Genomic DNA, 20,105 nt, shown 5'->3' on the forward strand with positions numbered 1-20,105 from the left:
GCGACGGACCAGCGCCGGGTTCCCGCGCCGTCACGCCACCGCCGTCTGGAGCAGCGCCAGCCCCGCCAGCAGCGCGGGCCCCCGCGAGAGCTGCGTGAGCAGCCCGATCGGGGTGGGCCCGAACAGCCCGACGTCGATCACCGGAGCCGCGTAGTCGAGCGGCGGCCGGGTGGCGACCCGGTAGACCACCGCGAGCACCCCCGCCGTGGTGATCGCGGCCATGAGCGGGGTGACGCCGGGGACGACCAGCAGGGTCGCCAGCGACCAGATGACCGCCCCGATGCCCGGCAGGACCAGGTGGGCGAGGGCGAGCTCCCGATCCGACCCGCCCAGCGCCCGCCGCAGCGCGGGCGCCCGCGAGACGACCCGGAGCCCCGCCGCCAGCCGGTCGACGGCGACGAACCCCGCGACGACGTGGACGGCGGGAAGGAACGGCGTCACCGCGGCGCCGTAGGGCACCGCGACCAGCGCGGCCCAGAGGAGCAGCCCTGTCGGGGTGCGCCGGATCCTCGCGAGATCGGCCCTGACCAGAGCGGTGAAGCGGGTTCCGCGGATGGCCGCCGGGCGGACCCGGCCGATGCTCCGGGCCCGGCGCTCCAGCACGATCGCCCAGAACATCGTGACGTCGAGGGACAGCGCCGACGCCTGGGTCGCCGTGGCGAGTTCGGCGCCGGACGACAACCGGCCGCGCGTCATCGTGCCCAACCGTGACCACGCGAGCACTCCCACCGCGACCGCGCAGGCCACCGCGACCGGGACGGGGATGACGAGGTCCCAGCCCGGACCCGCCACCACGGCGGCCGCGGCCAGCAGCCAGGCGATGACGGTCAGCCCGCGCTGGACGAGGCGCGTCTCGCCGTACCCCGACTGGACCAGCACGCACCCGCACGCCACCACCACCCCGGCCGCCGCCCAGACCGCGAACCAGGGCGCGACCGCCACGGTCGACCGGGTCACCGCGACGTAGGCGAACCCGAGGAACAGACACCCCGCCGCGCCCGCCGCCATGGCCGTGGCGAGGTGTTTGCGCAGGGCCCTGCCCCGGTCGAGCGGGGTGCTCAGGATCCAGGTGCGGGCGGGCGCACCGGCGTACAGGGGACCGAACCCGAGTAACCCTTTGGCCAGCAGCACCACGCACAGTGCGGCGAGTGCCGCCGCGACACCTTCGGCGATCGGGGGAGCGGACCCGCCCGCCAGCCCCGCCGCGACGGCCTCGGCGGCGATCGCCCCGAGAACGACCAGGTAGACGGCCCGTTCGGCGTATCGGATCACGCGGTGATCTCCACCGTTCGGTCGGCGACCGCCTCGATGAGGCCGGGGTCGTGCGAGGTGAACAGGACGGCCACCCCGGACGCCTTCTCCTTGGCCAGCCGCTCGGCCAGCCACGCCCGCCCCGCGTTGTCGAGCCGCTGCTCGGGCTCGTCGAGCAGGAGGAGACGCCGGGGACGCACCAGGCAGGAGGCGAGGCCGAGGCGGTGCCGCTGGCCGCTCGACAGCGTGACGGGGAGCTGGTCGGCGGGCAGGTCGAGCTCGTGCAGGACGGAAGTGACCGTGCCGGGAACGTCGGAGGTGCCGTGGGCGTGGGCGTAGAGGGTGAGGTGGTCGACGACCGACAGGTCGGGGAAGTAGTCGGCGTCGTCGAGCAGGCACGCCATCGCGGCCCGGACCGCCGGATCGGACTCGCGCAGGACCGCGCCGTCGAGCTCGACGGCGCCGGAGTCGGGCTCCTCCAGGCCCGCCACGCATTTCAGCAGCGTGGTCTTGCCCGCGCCGTTCGGGCCGACGACGGCGACGGCCTCACCGGGGAGCAGGGTGAAGGTGACGCCGGTCAGCACCGGGACGCCGGAGTAGGACTTGCACAGGCCGGAGACGGTCAGCACCTGTCCAGTATGGGCGCCCCGCAGGAGACGCCCGGTCCGGGTTACAAGGATGCCCGCTGCATGATCTCTTCGTCGATGAGCGGATCGGACGGATGGTGACTCAGGCAGTAGGGCGTACGGATGAAGGCCTCGGAGACCCCCTCGGTCGCGGCGTAGAACTGCCCGGCGCTCAACCTCGCCACCCGTTCCGCCCTCCCTCCCCGGGCACGTGCCAGCTCCTGGACGACGGCGATCTGCGCCGGGCTGTTGATGCGGCCGATGAACTGGGTGGTGGCGTTACCGGCGATCTTGTTGTGGACGCCCTTGGGCGACTGCGTCGCGAAGACCAGACCGAGACCATATTTGCGAGCCTGCGACGCCAACGTCAGAGCGCTGGAGAGTGCTTCGGTGTGAGGCGAGGGCGGGACCAGGGACTGCGCCTCGTCCATGACGTACAGGCCGCTCAGCGGACGGCCTCGGGCGGGGTTGCGCTTGATCCACGAGAACAGGGCGGTCTGCAACAGGCTGACGAACCCCGGTCTCGCCCCCTCGTTCAGGCCGATGAAACTGATGACGGAGACGCGGGCGTGCTTGCCGGGCGAGGGTGTGAGCAGCACCGCCGGATCCATGGGTTCTCCGGCGCCCGCGAACAGGGGGTCGTTGATCGTGGCGGCCTTGAGAAGCTGGCCCATTTCCGCGGCGATCTGGTCGGCGTTCTCCATCTGGCTGGCCTCGAACGGCAACGCGGCGAGCAGCGTGAGGAAGGAACCGAAGTCACCCCCGCCCCTCTTCGCGAACTGCGTCAGCGCCTCGCGCAGCACGGCCTTTCCGAGAACCGCCTTCTTCCCCGCGCCGTGGACGTTGGCCCGGGGCGCGAGCGTGTCCACGGCCAGCCCGATGGCCGAGGCCAGGTCGTCGGGGTCGTCGCGCAGGGCGTCGAAGTCGGGGAGCGGACGGAAACTGAGAGGACGCCCCCGTGACCTCCCCGGAGTCCAGACGACCACCTCGGTTCCGGCGAAGTAGCGGTCGGCTTTCGCCTCGTCGCCGGGCTCCCAGCCGGTGGGCGGAGCCGACCATCGATCACCGAGGCGGGCGAGGTCGTTGTTGGGATCGAGCACGATCGACGAGACACCGTTCAGCGCGCACTCTTCGATGAGCCGCCGGAGGAAGACGGTCTTCCCCGACCCGGCACCGGCGAAGACGGCCGTGTGACGGGCCAGGATGCCGAGGTTCAGTTCGAGGTCCGTGCCGTCGCCGATGCGTTTGCCCACCGGAATGGTCGTGCTCGGCGTTGCGGTGGTGGGGGTCGGCTCGGGGATGTCGGGTGTGGGCTCATCGGGCGGGCCGAAGACGGCGCAGAACAGTTCGGTGCGACCGGCGGGACGGCGACTTCGCAACCAGGCGTCGTGGTGCGGGTCCGCGTCCTCCGCCATCTGGTGGAGGGCGTCGAACACCCGGATGTCCCCGCTGAGCAGCGGCAGGGATTGTCCACCGTCGGCCTTGAACTGGGCGAACTGGGTCTGCGTGGCCTGTCCTGCCGACCACTCGTGATTCCGCAGGACGATGAAGTTGCGGTCGGGCTTGCCCAGGCCGGAGGCCTCGACACCGTCTTTGAGCCGGGCCGAGGCTGCTCGGGCGTTCGTCGCGTTGATCAGCCGGAACGTCCAGTGCCGCTGCTCGTCCGAGTCGGGGTTCAGCGCGAGCCGGAGCCGCGCGTGATGGTCGGGGCGGCGCTGACCGGGAGGAGGATCGACGGAGTGCGCCCGGTCCACCTCGCCGAGCTCCTTGATGTACGCCTTGAGCCCGGCGGACAGCAGAACGGGGCCGAGGGCGTCCTCGTGCTGGGAGTCCGTGGGGTCGGAGATGTTCGCGCGGTCGCGTAATTCGTCGAAACGCCCGTCCAGGCGCTTGAGATCGTCGTCAGAGACGAGAGATTCCTGTCTGTCGTCCGACGGCACGGCGACACGGCCGGGCTGGTCGCGGTCGAAGCGTTCGAGCAGAGTGACCGTTCCCGTGTTACGGCAGGCGTCGATGTGCTCACTGACCCGTCTCAAGAGCATCCGGGGCGTGAACGCGGTCGCGGTGGCGAACGCTTCAGGATGGATCGGCCAGACCTCACTGTCCGACGTGAATCCCGCCTCTTCGAAGGCTACGTCGAAGCGCCGCGCAACGAGTTTTCTGGCGATCTCCTCGCTGAGGATGGGCTTGAGGACCGGCGAGATACGGAACCGGTCGTGGGCGGTGCCGACCGCTCGACCTCGGAGCCGGATCCACGACTCGGGAAGGCAGGCGACGAGGCAGAGAGTCCGGTGCATGGTGTTCCGCAGGCCCATGAGCCCAGAGGCGATCTCGCCCGTCAGGTCCTTCAAGGTGCCATCGGCGGTGGGCGTCTCGGAAGCATTGAGGACCTCATCGATCTGATCGACGGCGACGATGCTGGGGCCGGTCAGCCCGAGCAGCATCGAAAGCTCGCTCGCGATGTCATGGGAGGTTTTGACGCTCTTGCCGATGCCCCACTTCTGCCGGACGCCGTCTCCGGCATCGTCGGCGGACTTCAGATAGTCGTGGGCGACTCCGAACGCGGTGCCGGTGCCGATCGCGTAGAGGGCCAGCGCCCTGATGCTGTCCATGCAGCTGACGAGCCGGCGGTCGAGGGCCAGTACCCCGTCGACCAGGGCGTCGAGATCGTCACGTTCCAGACCGGTGTTCCGCCTGATCGCCGTCTCGATGCGGTCGCTCACCCCGGCGCGTTCGGCGATCCTCCGGAGAGCCACGAGGGCCTGGATCGGTGCGCCGGTTCCGCCCGCCGGGCGCCCGAGGTCCTGCACGATCGCTCGCGCGGTGCGGCGCCAGAAGTCCTCGCCCGCACTGAAGTCGACAAGGAAGAAGTAGCCACCCGCAGCGGTGACCTGTTCCCGGACCCAACTGAGCAGATGGGTCTTGCCCGAACCGCCCTCGCCCTGGATCACCACTCCCAGCGGGCTGGTCCACGCACTCTTCGCCGCGTCCTCGATGCCGTCGCTGATGAGCCGTTCGGCGCCGGGGTGCATGCCGTCGACGTGGAAGGGCGGTGGATTCCAGGCGTGCTCGGCCGTCGCCGCCCAGTCGAGCACACCGGAGATGGCCCGTAGCGCCCGCTGCTCCGATTCGCTCATCAGGCCTCGATCGCGATCAGGTGTTTGTCCACTCCACCCACGTACACGGCGGCTCTCCTGTCGTCGTCGGTCAGGGTCTTCTGGTCGGCTTGGGGGATGAGTACGATCTGAGCGGTCCGTGCCAGTTCGCGGAGCATGTCGTCCACCTGCTGCACCGGGATTCCCCCCAGCAGCGGGCGCATCAGTGTCAGGCGCACCCAGTCCTGAGGTTCGCGGGCCAGCTTCCAGTACGCGTCCCGGATCGCCGCCGCCGTGTCTTCGAGGCTGCCCGTGGGCTCGCCGAGCGCCGTGCCCACGAACTCGGCGAGGCTCAGGTCGGCCGCGTCCAGATATCCGTTGAGCACGCCCAGCAGGCTGTAAAGAACTCGGGCGAGCGGAGAGCCCGCCCGTTCGGGGGCGTCGGCTGACAACTCGTCCACACACCAGGCCCAGCCGTTCTCGGTCATCGTGTGCACGAAGGCTCTGCCCGGCCTGACGCTCTCGACGAGACTCAGTTTGTTCAGCCGGAGCCGGGGCGCTCCGTCGAGCGTGTCGCCGATATGCGCTTTGAGTTCGGGATTGGACGCCGTGCCGCCGAGCGTCATCAGACCGAGAAGCAGCGCCCGCTCCTTGGTGCTCAAGGCGATGTTTCCCATGGTCAGGTCTCCTCAGATTGATCGTCGATGGAGGTGGTGAAAGTCGCCGCCTGCAGTTCCAGCCGCCGGCTCACTTCTTTCGCCGGGCCGGTGGCGTGGACTGTGGCTCCGTCACGATGGGCCTGGACGGCCAGGTCATAGGTCGGCTCGTCGGGGAGCCGCACCCAAATCTGCCGACGGCGGTCATCGGCGCCGATCCGAACGTCGCCCCGGATCTGGACCCGGAAGCGGTCGGCGCCGCCGTTGTCGATCAGGATGCCGATGCGCCCGGTGGCCGAGGCCGGGTTCTCGTTCAGCCTCCGCAGCCGATGACCCGCCCTGCGCAGCACGGCTCCGGCACCGGCCTGGAACATCACCGTGTCGCCGGGTGAGGAGGCGGGCAGACCGCGTGCCCATCGGAAGCCGACCTCGAAGGGTGCGACGCTGTCCGGTCCGGCGAATCGGGCGAGGGCGAGACACAGGTCGGCCGAGACCCCGTCGGCCACGGCATCGTCGAAGACGCGCATCTCTCCGGTCTGGGCGACATGGACGCTGGCGTCCCGCAGGATGACGGAGGTCCGATGCAGGAGCATCAGCGTCCGGCGGGCCAGCGGAGCGCCGTCGTCCACTGGCACCAGCAGGGTGAGTAGATCGTCCGGGGGGACGACCGGACCGATCTGGACGCTGGAGAGGAGTGCGCGGACTTCTGCGGGCGTTGTTCCGTCGAACACCGCTCGGGGACCCGCCAGCACCACCCGCGCCGTCATCGTGAGTGCCTCGTGCGCACCGGCGAGCGCGCCCGCCGCGTCCGTGAGGCGGGCGCGGCCGTGGTTCGGGGCGATCGGCGTCCGATACCACTGGATGTCGGCCATGGGGGTGGCGATGTCGGTGACGACGTGTTCGGCCGACCGTCCCTCCACTCGGGCGAGCAGCGAGACGATCTCCCTGATCCGGCGGGGACCGTCCCCCATGTGGTCGGACCCCGGTACGAGGATCTCGTGGTCGTCGCGATGGATCCACACGGCCGCCCCCCGCCAGGCCTCCGGCTGACGCGTCCATCCGCTCACGGCGAGATAGGTGTTGATGTCGGCGACCGAGAGTGGCTCGCTCACGCGGGCGACTCCGCCGGTGCACCGACGAGTTCACGCAGGGCGCGGACCGTGAGGACATTTCCCAGAGGGATGTCGACGGATACGTGCTTCTTGACGTCGGGGAATTCGATCGGTTGTTCGCCTTCGAATTCCCTGAAGTAGCAGAGTCGGCTCAGGATGAGGCCTTCGGTCTCCACCCGGACGTACCGGCTGGTCTCCCGTGGGACGACGACCACGAAAAGGAATCGCGGGACGAGAAAGGGGCCGTGCACGAGCTTGTTGTACTGAACCTCGTTCAGCCCGCGAAATTGAAGGTCGGGCCCGTCGACGCGGGGGACCGACCAGGACTTCACCTGGACCTCGATCGCCGGTGAGGCGACCTCCCCGGTCCGTCCCGGGTAGCGGAAGCCGAGGTCGATGCCGTCGTAGTCGAGGTCGTACTGGTAGACGAGCAGGCCGGCGGCGGACGCGATGGCGCGGACGTAGTCCTGGCCGAACTTGCCCTGGTGGTTGCGAGAGTCCAGCATGCGTGATCCCTCGCTGTCGACTGCTCCTTCGGCACCAAGAGATTAGCTTTCCCACGCATGCCGATGGGGCCGTTTGTCCTTTCATGTCGGCCGTGCACGACGATCCGCACGTATTTTCGTGAATCGCATTCGGTGCTTATGCAGGTCAGGGGTCGGATACGCCCTTTTTGGGAAGTTCGGCGACAACTAAATGCCGCTCCTAATTGGCCATTGTGTGGCCGGAAAAAGGGGCCGGGCGCCCTCCCCGAAGAGAAGACGCCCGGCATATACAACAAGCGGTTCAGCTCACCAGCACCTGGTCGAAGACCGTCGTGTTGAGTTGTCCCGCCTCGTGCGCACACACGAACAGCCCGATCGTCGCCGCTCCCGCGATGGTCGCCGTCCCGATCGCCGTCCAGTCCTCGCCGTTCGCCGACCTATAGGTCGTCACCGTCGACCCGACCCGCGACACCCGCAGCCACACCGGTGCCGTCGCCGCGCCTCCGTCGACGTCGGAGTTGAAGTTCGCCTGCTGGTGGATCCCGTTCGCCGGAGTCAGGAACACCCCGGAATACGGAGACAGCGCCGTCGCCGCAGACTTGATCATCAGGCCCGACTTGGCCCAGCCGTCGGTGTTCTCCTGGCTGATCACCCGGGCCACGATCGTCCCGTTCGCCGGGAGGTCCCGGTAGACGTAGTGCATCTGGTCGGCCGTCCCCCACACGTCTCCGCCCGCGCCGGAGATCGTGAAGGTCCGTCCGTTCACACTCGCCGTGCCCGCCAGGGCGGGTCCGCCGACGTCGACGGAGTTCCATCCCGAGGGGAGCCCGGTCGTGTTGGCCGGGGTGACCGTCACGTCCGAGAAGGTCGCCGTCGTGCGCTGGCTGCCGTCGTGGGAGACCGCGAACAGGCCGACCTGCGCGGCAGAGGCCATGGCGACCGTCCGCGCGCCGAGACGGGTCCAGGTCACGCCGTCGTCGGAGTCGAAGGCGGTGAACGTGTTCCCGGCGCGGACCAGTTTCAGCCACACCGGGGCTTCGACGTCCGATCCGGCTACGTCCTGCTCACCCGTCGTCTGGAGGTGGACGCCGTGGTCGGCGCTCACCAGCAGGGCGGCGTACGGAGACCCCGAGATGGTCGTCTCCTTGAACATGACTCCGGCCTTCGTCCAGGCCTCGGCGCGGGTCAGCGAGTTGACCTTCGCGACGATGGTGCCGTCGCCCGTGAGCGAGCGGCGGACGAAGTGCATCTGGTCGGTGGTGCCCCAGACGTCGTCTCCGGCGGCCGAGATGGAGAAGACCCCGCCCAGTTCGCCGGACGATCCGGCCAGAACCGGGTTGCCGACGTCGCCGCCCGTCCACAGGGCCGGGAGGCCGTTGTCGTCGGCCGACTCGAAGGCCACGTGGTCGAAGGTCGCCGTGCCCAGGACGGTTCCGTCCCGGTGGGCGGTCACGAACATGCCGGCCGCGACCGTCTCCGGCAGGCCGGGCAGCGTGTGCTGGCCGACCAACGTCCAGTTCGTCCCGTCGGGTGAACGGTAGGCCTTGATCACGTCGCCCTCGCGCGTGAGGCGGGCCCACGCGTCGGGGAAGGTGAACGGGCCGCCGACCACCGACGACGGGTCGGAGGTCTGGAAGTGCATGCCGTTCTCGGGGGTGACGAACAGGTCCGCGTACGACGCCGGGCCCTTGATCATCAGACCCGCCTTGGCCCACGGCGCCGTCTCCGACTGCGAGGTGATCCGGGCGGTGATCGAGCCGTCGCCGGTCAGCGGGCGGTTGAGGAACGAGTGCTCCTCGGTGTCGGCCCACACGTCGGTGCCGCCGCCGTTGACCGTGTACGTCCCGGTCGCCGTGTCGTAGGTCGCCGAACCCGCGGGGGTGGCGCCGTCGACGTCGACCCGGTTCCACGGAGACGGCACCGGGCCGACCGTCGAACCCTGCGTTACCTGGACGTTCTCGAAGACCGCCTCGCTCAGCGCGGTCATGTCGTGGGAGCTGACCCAGAGCCCGATCGTCGCCTGGGCGGGCAGCGTCAGGGTGGTGGTGCCGATCGCCGTCCACACGACGCCGTCCGCGGAGCGGTAGGCGGTGAAGACGTTGCCGGTCCTGGTCAGCTTCATCCAGCCGCCGAGGGAGGCGTAGCCGCCGCCGTCGCCCTGGAAGTCGTACTGGAAGTGCATCCCGTTCTCGGGCGTCAGCGCCACTGCCGCGTAGGCGGCCATGGGGGTCGCCGACGCCTTGATCATGACGCCCGCCTTGGCCCACGGGTGGGTGTTCGACTGCTCGGTGAGCTTGGCGATGATGGTGCCGTCGCCCTGGAGGGGCTGGAAGACGTACCGGAACTCGTCCGTCTGGTCCCAGACGTCGTTGCCGCCGCCCTTGATCGTGAACGAGCCGGCGTCGTAGAACGTCGTCCCGGCGACGGTGCGCGGGCCGATGTCGGCGCTGGCCCACGGCGCCGGAGGCTGGGTCAGCTCCAGGAAGTCGGCCGCGTAGGTGGTGTCCTCGTCGGGGGTGACGATCGTGTGGGTGATCTCGCCGTCGTCCGACCAGCCCTGCCAGGCGTACTGCTTGCCGTTCCAGAACTGGGTGCCGGGCGCGCTCAGCACCCGCTCGACGCCCACGACCGCCTGCTCGACCTTGGTCCCGGTGAACGGCACGCCGTCGACCGTGTACGTCGGCCCGAGCGGATCGGAGGTGAAGGTCAGCTCGACCAGGTTGGGTTTCACGTCCACGAACGACGTGTGCTGGAGCCCGCCCGCGTCGGTCACCGTCAGCTGCACGCGGTACCACGTCGTGGCCACGTTGTCGGAGACGCGCGGGATGGTGAACGTCCCGCCGCGCACGCCGTTGACCGGCCCGAGGAACGGGTGCACGTGGTCGGCGTGGTGGAAGATCACCGACCACGAGAACGCCGAGGCCGGCAGGGTGCCGTCTTCGGGGTCGGTGCCGGTGGCGGCGTAGGTGATGGTGTCACCGGCGTCGTACTTGGCGTTGTTGATCGGCGCGGTGATCGTGCCCGTCGGTCTTCGGTTCCCGACGGTGACCTTCACCGTGGCCTGCGTGGATTTCGCGCCGTCGCTGACCGTCAGCGTCACGTTGTAGGTGCCGTTGGTCGTGTACGTCTTGGTCGGGCTCGCCTGCGTCGAGGTCGTGCCGTCCTTGAAGTCCCACAGGTAGGTGACCGTCTGGCCCGGGTCGGGGTCGCCCGAACCGAGGGAGGAGAAGTGCACCTCCAGCGGCCCGAGGCCGTCGGTCGGTGTGGCGGTCGCCTTGGCGATCGGGGCGCGGTTGCCGCCCGAGGGGGCGATCTTGTAGAAGGCGCCCGGATAGATGTTGAGCTGGTAGAGGTTCCCGTCGGGCCCGGTCGAGATCTGCACCGGCGTGCCGGCGTTCAGGTCGAAGTCGTTGACCGAGATGACGCTCTTGTACTCCGCGTCCATCTTCAGGTACTTGATGAACCCGAGCGTGTAGTCGGCGAAGAAGACCGCGTTCTGATACTCCGCCGGGAACGTGCTCCCGGTGTAGACCTCCAGCGAGGTCACCGACCCGGCCGCGGCCGGGGGAGCGGTGTGCGGGTAGGTGTAGACCGGGTTGGCGTAGCCGCATCCGGCGCAGAACCCCTCGGCGAGCGGCCAGCCGTAGTTGCCGCCCTTCTCGACGAGGTTGATCTCCTCCCACTCCGAGCCGCCCACGTCGCCGGTGAGGATCTTCCCGGCGTTCGGGCCGTTGGGCACGAAGTCCCAGCGGAACGGGTTGCGCAGGCCGTAGGCCCAGATCGACCGCTCGGCGCCCGGTGTGCCCGCGAACGGGTTGTCCGGCGGGATCGAGCCGTCCTTGTTGACGCGCAGGATCTTGCCGTGCGGCGTGCCGAGGTTCTGCGAGTTCGGGTTGTACGTGTTCATCCCCAGCGACCAGTACAACTTGCCGTCGGGAAGGAAGCGCAGCTCGCCGCCGTGGTGGAACACGTTCGACTGCTGGTTCGACTGCACGAGCACCAGCTCGGAGGCGGCCGAGATGGTGTCGCCGGTGACGGTGAACCGGCTCAGCCGGTTGAAGTTGTCGCTGCGGGTGTAGGCCACATAGATGTAGTGGTTGGTGGCGAAGTCGGGGTCGAGTTCGAGCCCGAGCAGGCCGCGCTCGTCGGCGTTGGCGGTCGGCACGGTGATCATCGGCGCCGTCTGGAGCACACCGTTCTTGATCAGCCGGATGGCGCCGTTCTTCTCGCCGATGATGATCCGGCCGTCCGGCGCGAACCGGAAGGCCGTCGGGATGTCGAGACCGTCGGCGATGAGCGTCTTGTCGAACTCCACGGGCGGCGCGGCCTGCGCCGCCGTGGCGGGGATGAAGAGGAAGGTGGCCAGGACGAATAACCCAGTGAAAATACGAGGGAGGATGCGCATGGTGGTACCTAGTCGGTGAGGGCAGGTAAGGGAGCCTTCGCGGGCTGGTCGACGACGGTCTCTTCCTCGTGCGACGACGCGTGGTCGACGAGACCGTGTTCGGTGAGCTCCCAGTAGTGGCGCCGCGACGGGCGCAGGAGCTGGAAGAAGGCCTTGTAGGCCGCGACGCTCATGAGGCCCCAGTAGAGGGGCACCGTCAGCATGGCCCGCACGGCACGATGGAGCCCCCGCTCCATGCAGCCGGTCATGAGGCAGTACATCATCAGGAAGTTGCCGAGGATCATCGTCAGCACGCCGAGATAGAGCACGACGGCCGGGAAGAGCGCCTCGATGTACTGCGTACCGGTGAAGATGTAGATCAGCGTCATGACCCAGAAGAACGGGTTGACCAGCGTGGTGAACGTGGAGAACCCGAGCGTCAGGTGGAAGGCGATCCAGCGGCGGGTGCCGAGCTCACGCCACAGCTTGACCGGGTGGCGGGTGTGCACCAGCCACGTCTGGATGTAGCCCTTGATCCACCGCGACCGCTGGCGCACCCAGTTGCCCAGGTGACTGTTGGCCTCCTCTTCGGTGACCGACACCATCATGCGCACGTCCCAGCCGCGCCGGGCGATGCGGATGCCGAGGTCGGCGTCCTCCGTCACGTTGTACGGGTCCCATCCGCCCAGCGCCCGCAGGGCGTCGGTGCGGAAGTGGTTGGACGTGCCGCCCAGCGGGATGGCCAGGCGGTGCCGGTCGAGGCCGCGCAGCGACAGCGAGAAGTTGGTGGCGTACTCGGCCGCGAAGCACTGGGTGAGCCAGTTCGTCCACGGGTTCCAGTACTGCAGTTCGGCCTGCACGCACACCACGCGGTCGGCCAGCAGCCGGAACGCCAGCACCGACTTGCGGAGCTGGTCGGGGTCGGGCCGGTCTTCGGCGTCGTAGATGACGCAGAACTCGCCGCGCGCCATCTGCAGGCCGTAGTTGCACGCCTTGGGCTTGGTCTTGGGCATCGAGTGCGGGACCAGCACGACCTCGAACTGCGGCAGCAGTTCGAGGGTGGCCAGGGCGCCCCGGGTCGCGTCGTCGTCCTCCTCGATGAGCAGGAGGATCTGCAGCTTGTCCTGCGGGTAGTCCATCTGGGACAGCCGCTTGACCAGGTACGGCAGCACCTCGGCCTCCCGGTGCAGCGGCACCAGGACGGTGTAGAGGGGCAGCGCGTCGCGCGGGATGGTGTCGATGTCGTGTGGTTCGAAGCGGAGCACCGCGGAACCCCAGGCCCCGAACACCATGGCCAGCTTGAACGCGATGACCGCGACGTAGATCGCGGTCACGAAGGCGACGGCGGCCTGGCCGTACCAGATGGGGCCGGGGCCCCAGCCGGTGGCGACGTGCAGGGCCACGGCGCCCACCAGCAGGGCGATCACCAGGGTGCCGGCGACCGCCTGGCCCCGGCTGAGGAGGCGGCGCGCGCTCAGTTCGTCGGGAATTTCGGCGGTGGTGTTCATCGCACGGTCTCCGTTCGGATGGCGCGGTAGATCAGGCGGTCGGCGTCCTGGTAGAGGAGCTGGTAGTTCTCGTTGAGGATCGTGGTGTTGTGCAGCGACTTGTACACGCCGTCCTCCGAGCCGTCGGAGGAGCGCATGTAGATCCAGCGGACCTTGCTCTCGACGGGGTCCTCCAGCGCCGGTTCCCACATCCGGAACGAACCCTCGTAGATGATCTCCCCGAGGGGCAGCTGCGACTGGAAGGTGACGAGCTCGTTGCCGAAGTTCTGCATGAGCACCCGGCCGCCGTCGTAGTTCTCCTTCAGCCACGTGGCCGAGCCGACGTCGATCCGGCCGCCGGGGGAGGCGAGGTAGGCCATCGGCTCCTCCAGCGTCTTGGTGCCCGGCACCGCGAGCACCGTCGCCGCCAGCGCCACCGCGACGAGCGGCTGCGCCTTCTTGATGTACGCGGCCAGGAACCCCATGAACACCGCCGCGCCCAGCGCCATGACCATGCCGAACCGCACGTTGTAGAGGTCGCCGTGGATCTCCGTCACGTGCAGCGGGCGCTGCCCGGCGTACAGCGTGAAGATGTAGAACGGCAGGAACCCCAGCAGCGCGTACGGCGCCAGCGTGGCCGCGTGGATCTTGTGGCGGACGAAGTAGAGGATCACGCCCAGGGCCGCGAGACCGAGGGTCACGTAGCCGATGTCGTCGCCCATCGCGATCAGGTAGGTCTGGGCCGAAACGACGATGTCGCCGACCGTCTGGTCGCCCGAGGACACCCAGAGGGACGGCTTGGCGTACTCACCGGTCTGCCAATAGAGCGGATTGCCGAAGATGAGCCAGTTCCAGCCGCACCAGGCCGCGATCCCGCTGTAGGCGATCACCGAGAAGAAGATCAGGTTCGCCTCGATGTGGGTGTAACCCCGCCATCGCCGCAGTGCGGTGTAGCCCACCACGCAGGTCACCGCGACGCAGAGGATCCAGCCTTCGTACCTGGTCAGGGTCGCTAGAACGGTCCACATCGACGAGAGGGCGATCTGGCCGTACCGTCCGGTCTGGCACCACTCCTGGAGGTGGTAGACCGCGCCCGCGATGCAGGCGAACAGCAGCGACTCGGTCATCGGGGTCGCCTGGAGGTAGAGCGCGTTGGTGTTCAGGGCGAACACCGCGGCCGCCGCGACCCCGGCCCAGCGGGTGCCGGCCATCCCGTTGGCGATCTTGTACAGGTACCGCACGGTGATGACGTACGACGCCATCGACACGATGCTCGACGCCATGCCGGTCGTGTAGAACCACTCGATCCACACGAACGGCACCGCGAGGACGTGGGGCAGGGGAAGCCACACACCACCGAGCTGGGCGACGCCGGCGGTCGGGCTGTCCACCACGCGCGCCGCGATCAGGACGTGCGAGACCGCATCCTTATAGCTGAGGACGACGCCCTCGTTGAAGTAATAGATTGCCGCCACGACCGAGAGCACGGTGGCGAGACCGGTCACCACCGCCAGCAGCGGGTCGTCCGGGGTGAGCGCCCGGCGGGTGCGGCGCCACTTGAGGCCGTCCCTGACCAGATCACGGTAGACGCTGGCCAGGCTGGTGAGCGAGCGCAGGATGACCCTGATCGACGCGCCGGTCTGGTGGCCGTGCTGGCGCGGATAGTGGTTGACCGGGTGTTCGACGATGCGCGTGTACCCGGCGCCGATCTTGGCGAGCAGCTCCGGCGAGATCGCGGCGGCTTCGCCGGTCAGCGTCAGGTCGTCCAGGAGCTTGCGGTCGAGGAGCTTGTAGGCGCAGTCGACGTCACGGCTGCGGGTGCGCAGCAGCACCCGGTTCATCTGGGTCCAGATCCACGCGTTGACCTTGCGCATGAACGGGTCGGCGCGGTGCTTGCGGTAGCCGATCACTCCGTCGGCGCGCTCGTCGCGCTGCACCTGGAGGAAGGTCAGCAGGTCTTCGGCCTTGAACTGACCGTCGGAGTCGGTGAGCAGGATCCGCCGCATGTCGGTCTGGTCGAGCGCGGCCGCGATACCGGTGCGGACCGCCCCGCCATATCCCTGGTTGACCTGGTGGTGCACGGCGATGACGCGTCCGGGGTAGAGCTCGGCGAGCTCGTCGAGCACCCGTCCGGTCCCGTCGGGGGAGCCGTCGTTGACGACGACCACCTTGTGTTCCATGCCGGCCAGCGTCGTGAGGAAGTCCTCAACTGTTGCCCGGAGGTTCTCTTCTTCGTTGTACGCGGGCATGACGACGGTCACGCCCTCGGTGTATAAGCGCGCGGCTCGGGGTGGCGCGCCGTGCATTTCGAGGGTCACGCGAGGGCCTCGGCCTTCTCTCGGGCCTTCTCACGGGTAGCGAATACGAATTTGTCACAGATGAGATAGGTGACAATCGTGCCGATTAGGACACCGGCCGCAGCAGAAATGAGAGTGGGCACGTACGGGTGTACGAGGGCGAAAACGCCCGTGTTGACAGCGAGCGAGAGTAGTGCTGTGCCGTTGTAGCTCGACCATCGCCTGACGGTGAGCGGGAAACGGCGGTCCCCCCAGGTGAACTTCGAGCTCAACACGAAGTTGAGCTGGGCTGACAGGAGAAAACCGATGGCATCGGCGGCGACCCAGGGGGTGCCGGCCGATGCCATTGCCTGCATCGCGAGGTACTGGACTCCGAAGCAGAAACCGCCCACTAGGAGAAATCGCACCACACGTAAGTGATAATCCGGAACAATCGCCACTCGTCCCCCACGGCTGTGCCTGGTGATCGCGGATTGGTACGTGCCAAGCGTCATGAAGTTTAGTGACATGCGCGGAATGGCGACGTTATCGCGGCGTGAACTATACCTAGCGATAACCTCTACAGAGAAGTTAAGTTTGTGAACCTCTGACACGGCCTGATGACAAAGGCCCCTTGTGTCCCTGCGCCGTTTGGAACGGTCCCGCAGGTCAGCGGACATTACAGAATTCCGCTCGGTCAAGGTTCGAAATTAACGGTGGCGCGTCCTGGCGGGCGTGGGGGACCCGCCAGGACACGCACCGCTCCGTGCGACGCGGCGAGGATGCCGACGACCCCGGCGAGGGATGGGGTCGTAGGCGCCGCTAATCGCGCGGAGTCACTGGGGCACCGTCTGGGGCACCGTCGTCTTCGTCGAGCGGTGCTCGGTAGTGGCGCTGGATCAACCGGGCCGCGCCCACCGGGTCGTCGGACGGATGGGTCATCTCGCGACCATCCTCATTCCAGACGAACGACCCGTGTTTGCACCAAACGGTCAAATCGGCCGATACCGACAGAACGGACATGCCATTTCCGTTGCTCTGGTAGGTGTGGGTGAAGCCCTGGCGATGCAGCGCGTACCTCAGGAGTCGCGTTGCTTCGCAGGGATCGCGCCAGGGCAGGTAGGGCCTACCCGCTCGGACCGCCAACACCGGCCCACCCCCATTGGATGGATTTGTACCAACGTTTGGATAATGCGGCGCGCGCTCCGCCAGGTCAAGTGGTTGTTCCAAGTTAGACCGAGATCGTCTAGATTTGTTGGCACAAAAGGGTGGATTGAGGAAAGATGGCACGATCGTCGCTCTACCAGCAGGTGGCCGCCGAACTTCGCCGCGCCATCTACTCGGGCGAGTTCCGTCCGGGTGATCAGATCCCCACCGAGACCGAGCTCATGGACGGCCATCAGGTCAGCCGGAACACGGTCCGGCTCGCCCTGGGTGAACTGGAGAACGAGGGCCTCATCCTCCGCATGCGCCGGCGTGGCACGTTCGTCCGCGAACGCCGCCCCCTGCTCATGCGTCCGCAGGACGAGCTGTTACCCCTGGGCGGCGACTTCCCGCGCTTCGACGCGTTCGTGCACGCCGTCACCTCCGAGGGGCGGGTGGCCGACCAGAACATAGAAGTGCAGATCGTGCAGCCGCCCCCTGACGTCGCCACGCGCCTCGCGCTGGCCGAGGACGACGCCCTCACCGTCGTGCGCCGCCGCCTGCGTTACGTGGACGGGCAGCCGTACAACACCAACGACTCCTTCTACCCCCTCCGGCTGGTCGCCGACTCCGAGATCGTGCGCCCCGGGAACATCACCCGCGGGGCCAATCGGGTCCTGGAGGAGCTCGGGCACGCTCAGGTGCGTTTTGTCGATGACATTTCGGCACGTATGCCAACTCCGGATGAATCCTCACGTCTACAGCTCGAACCCGGTACACCAGTTGTCGTATACGTCCGTGTTGGGTACGACCCCGACGAAGCACCCGTCCGGGTCGCCGTGTCGGTCCTCCCGGCCGACAAGCATCTGATCAGGTACGAGCTGGAACGCCATTGACCGAACTCGGGCCGTCCGTCTAGGACCGCCTTTTCCGTGGTCGCGCCGCGAGCGCCCCCCGAGCCGTGCCCGGGGTGGCGCCGCTTTGTGCTGGAAGCGCCGCCACCGCAGGTATCAGGCCTGCACGCTGGCCCGCCCGGGGCCGTTCATTACGGGCAGTTAGCTCCCCATTTCGTCCAATCAGGTCGCGCTTTAGGGGCGACGGACGCCCTGCGGCACTAATTGGTCACTCTCAGTAATCACATGTAAACCCGCAGCAACGAAGGGATCCCCCATGCGCTCTGACACCCTCAACCTCTCCGCAGAACTTGTGCTCCGGCGAGCGGGCGACGGCGACCTGCCCGACGTGCTCACTCTTCTCGCGGAGACGGCCCGGTGGCTCAACGGCCTCGGCGTTCGCCAGTGGCCGGTCGGCGGATTCCCCGCCGCGCGCATCTCCCCGCTCATCGACGAAGGAGTCCTCTACGTTCTGACCGACGGTGACGAAACGGCCGCCGTGATGGCCCTCGACGACCACGCCGACGCCGAGTTCTGGACACCCGCCGACCGTCCGGAATCGGCTTTCTACGTCCACAAGCTCGCCGTGGACCGCACCCGCTCGGGTCAGGGCCTCGGCGAGGTCATGCTCGACTGGGCGGGCCTGCGGGCCCTGGCGGCAGGGCGCCGGCACGTGCGGCTCGACTGCTCCAAGGAGAACCCCCGCCTCCAGGGCTACTACCTGGGCCAGCGCTTCCGCCACGTCCGGACGGTCGACCTCCCGCACCGCGCGTCGGGCGCCTTATTCGAACGTCCGGCCGGACTGAGGGGCGGCCGGACCGACGTCAGGGTGCGCGACCTGACGGCGCCGAACAAGGTGCTGCAGTCCCGCTGAAGTGGGGCGATGGGACCCGCTACTGTTCCCCCATGACCGGACCATTGCTTGAAGTCATCGCGCTCGACGTGCGCGACGCCGTGGCCGCTGAAGAGGGCGGCGCGGATCGCCTTGAGGTCGTCGCCGACATGTCCGCCGGTGGGCTCACCCCGCCGGCGGAGACGGTCGCGGCGATCGCCGAGAAGTGCACGTTGCCGCAGATGGTGATGGTCCGGCTGGAGGCCGGTTTCACCGCCAACGACGAGGAACTGGCCCGGTTGCGCGCCCAGGTGCGGGAGATGTCCGAGGCCGGGGCCGCCGGGTTCGTCTTCGGCTTCCTCACCGGCGAGGGCGCCGTCGACCTGGTGGCCACCGAGGCGCTGATCCACGCGGCCGCTCCGCTGCCCTGGACGTTCCACCGCGCGGTCGACCACGCGGCCGACGTCCAGGCGGGCTGGCGGGCGGTGCGGCTGCTGCCCAACCTGGCCACGATCCTGACCTCGGGTTCGCCGCGCGGGGTGGGCGACGGTCTTCCGGTGCTGCGCACCCGCGCCGAGGCCGGCGACGCCGCGTTGATCATGGCCGGGGGCGGTCTGTCGTTCGACCACGTGCCCGTGCTGCTCGACTACGGGATCAAGGCCTTCCACATCGGCAGCGCGGCCCGCGAGTCGTGGCTGTCGGCGGTCGACCCGCGCCGGGTGGCCCGCTGGCGTGCCCTCCTCGACGCCTAACTTTCCAGGCCCAGGGCCAGATCGGCCCGGCGCAGGGCCGCGACGAGCGTCTTGATGGTGGCGGGTTCGTCGAGCACGCCGCCCTCCTGCCGTTTCCCCCTCCAGGCGTCGACCCGGGCGCGATAGGCGTCGTAGGTCGCCAGATGGAAGGCGTAGACGACGGCGTAGCGGCTGACCAGGTGTGAGGGGTGCATGTCCCAGCCCTGGTAGAAACCGTGGGCCAGCGAGTGGCGCACCGTCTCGGCATGGCGCCGCCACAGAGCCAGCACGTCTTCCCTGGACGTCGACGCGGGTGCGGCGGCCAGAGATCCGTCGGACAGCTCCACCCCTTCCGGCAGCAGGACCGTCTGCATGACGTGGCGGGCGTGGTCGCAGGCCGGGTGGTCGAGCCGCTGCTCGTGGGGCGGCAGCCCGCAGGCGGCGGTGTAGTCGAAGACCCCGAAATGGGCCGCTTTCAGCCGCCCGCGCAGATTGGCCACCAGATCGGGCGACCGCTGGAGGAACAGCACGGTCTGCGGCGCCTCCACCTGCATCTCGAAACTCAGCGGCGGCAGCCCCAGGTCGTGTTCCAGCTCGGCCAGCGACCGCGCGAACATCCCCAGGTACGACTCCATCAGCACCTTGGGAAAAGTGATCACGAACCCCTCGGGAAGCCCGCCCCTGCGGTCGATTACCGTCGTGAGGAAGCCCTCCAGGGTCCTGAGCGAGCGCCCGGGGTCGCCGTCGGCGAACGACTTGATCCGCAGCCCCCAGCGCCGGGGGAGCACCTCCATGGCCGCCACCGCCTCGGCCGCCCGCACCATGTCGGCGTCCTCGTCGGCACCCGTGTAACCGTCTTCGAAATCGACCCGGAGGTCCTGGACGGGCTCACGGGCCAGCGTCGCGGCCACCCGGTCGTAAACGTCGCCTCCGAAGAGGTCGGCGAACTCCTCCCGGGAGAACATGTCGAGCAGTGCCGTGGCTTCGGCGCCCCAGTCGGCGACCGTCGAGGCCGTCAGCAGATTCGCCGGAACGTAGACGGTGTGGACCGGCTGCCAGGCGAGCTCCCGTACGGGGAAACGAGCCTGCTGGATTCGGTGGACACTTTCGAAACCCGCGACGCTGATCTCCACA

General features: G+C 68.5%; 14 protein-coding genes. 3 read left to right on the forward strand and 11 right to left on the reverse strand.

What is annotated here, in order from left to right:
- Window positions 1-30 precede the first annotated feature (30 nt).
- The 10 genes from ACYQ78_RS39005 to ACYQ78_RS39050 form a co-directional block, all read right to left on the reverse strand.
- A complete protein-coding gene (locus ACYQ78_RS39005; RefSeq protein WP_459806037.1) occupies window positions 31-1,272 on the reverse strand; it encodes a DUF6297 family protein in 1,242 nt (413 codons plus the stop codon).
- Window positions 1,269-1,880 carry an ABC transporter ATP-binding protein gene (locus tag ACYQ78_RS39010; RefSeq protein ID WP_459806038.1) on the reverse strand — a complete coding sequence of 204 codons (612 nt, stop codon included), beginning with the start codon at window positions 1,878-1,880 and terminating at the stop codon, window positions 1,269-1,271. Before ACYQ78_RS39010 ends, ACYQ78_RS39005 begins: the two co-directional genes overlap by 4 nt.
- Window positions 1,881-1,921: 41 nt before the next feature.
- Window positions 1,922-5,014 (reverse strand): helicase HerA domain-containing protein, encoded by a 3,093-nt coding sequence (locus tag ACYQ78_RS39015; RefSeq protein ID WP_459806039.1) that lies wholly within the window; start codon window positions 5,012-5,014, stop codon window positions 1,922-1,924.
- On the reverse strand, window positions 5,014-5,649 hold the full coding sequence (locus ACYQ78_RS39020; protein WP_459806040.1) for a hypothetical protein: 636 nt from the start codon (window positions 5,647-5,649) through the stop codon (window positions 5,014-5,016). Before ACYQ78_RS39020 ends, ACYQ78_RS39015 begins: the two co-directional genes overlap by 1 nt.
- Window positions 5,650-5,651: 2 nt before the next feature.
- Window positions 5,652-6,740: a hypothetical protein gene (locus ACYQ78_RS39025; RefSeq protein ID WP_459806041.1), complete on the reverse strand. Its 1,089-nt coding sequence runs from the start codon at window positions 6,738-6,740 to the stop codon at window positions 5,652-5,654.
- Window positions 6,737-7,246, reverse strand: a complete 510-nt coding sequence (locus ACYQ78_RS39030) for a DUF4365 domain-containing protein (protein ID WP_459806042.1) — start codon at window positions 7,244-7,246, stop codon at window positions 6,737-6,739. The genes ACYQ78_RS39025 and ACYQ78_RS39030 overlap by 4 nt, the downstream gene beginning before the upstream one ends.
- A gap of 280 nt (window positions 7,247-7,526) precedes the next feature.
- Window positions 7,527-11,630 carry a PQQ-dependent sugar dehydrogenase gene (locus ACYQ78_RS39035; protein ID WP_459806043.1) on the reverse strand — a complete coding sequence of 1,368 codons (4,104 nt, stop codon included), beginning with the start codon at window positions 11,628-11,630 and terminating at the stop codon, window positions 7,527-7,529.
- Between the two features lie 8 nt (window positions 11,631-11,638).
- Window positions 11,639-13,117: a glycosyltransferase gene (locus tag ACYQ78_RS39040; protein ID WP_459806044.1), complete on the reverse strand. Its 1,479-nt coding sequence runs from the start codon at window positions 13,115-13,117 to the stop codon at window positions 11,639-11,641.
- The gene (locus ACYQ78_RS39045) at window positions 13,114-15,414 is read right to left on the reverse strand and encodes a glycosyltransferase family 2 protein (RefSeq protein ID WP_459806045.1); all 2,301 of its coding nucleotides are present in this window, start codon (window positions 15,412-15,414) and stop codon (window positions 13,114-13,116) included. The genes ACYQ78_RS39040 and ACYQ78_RS39045 overlap by 4 nt, the downstream gene beginning before the upstream one ends.
- Entirely contained in the window at window positions 15,411-15,833 is a 423-nt protein-coding gene (locus ACYQ78_RS39050) for a GtrA family protein (RefSeq protein WP_459806046.1), read from the reverse strand. Before ACYQ78_RS39050 ends, ACYQ78_RS39045 begins: the two co-directional genes overlap by 4 nt.
- Before the next feature lie 822 nt (window positions 15,834-16,655).
- Between ACYQ78_RS39050 and ACYQ78_RS39055 the strand changes: the two genes are divergently transcribed.
- From ACYQ78_RS39055 to ACYQ78_RS39065, 3 genes are all read left to right on the forward strand, one after another.
- On the forward strand, window positions 16,656-17,411 hold the full coding sequence (locus tag ACYQ78_RS39055) for a GntR family transcriptional regulator (RefSeq protein WP_459806047.1): 756 nt from the start codon (window positions 16,656-16,658) through the stop codon (window positions 17,409-17,411).
- 274 nt (window positions 17,412-17,685) lie between these two features.
- A complete protein-coding gene (locus ACYQ78_RS39060) occupies window positions 17,686-18,282 on the forward strand; it encodes a GNAT family N-acetyltransferase (RefSeq protein ID WP_459806048.1) in 597 nt (198 codons plus the stop codon).
- A gap of 32 nt (window positions 18,283-18,314) precedes the next feature.
- Window positions 18,315-18,992: a copper homeostasis protein CutC gene (locus ACYQ78_RS39065; protein WP_459806049.1), complete on the forward strand. Its 678-nt coding sequence runs from the start codon at window positions 18,315-18,317 to the stop codon at window positions 18,990-18,992.
- Here ACYQ78_RS39065 and ACYQ78_RS39070 read toward each other — a convergent pair.
- Entirely contained in the window at window positions 18,989-20,104 is a 1,116-nt protein-coding gene (locus ACYQ78_RS39070; RefSeq protein WP_459806050.1) for a DUF6986 family protein, read from the reverse strand. The genes ACYQ78_RS39065 and ACYQ78_RS39070 overlap by 4 nt on opposite strands.
- Window position 20,105: the final 1 nt, after the last annotated feature.

This window comes from Herbidospora sp. RD11066, assembly GCF_054661255.1.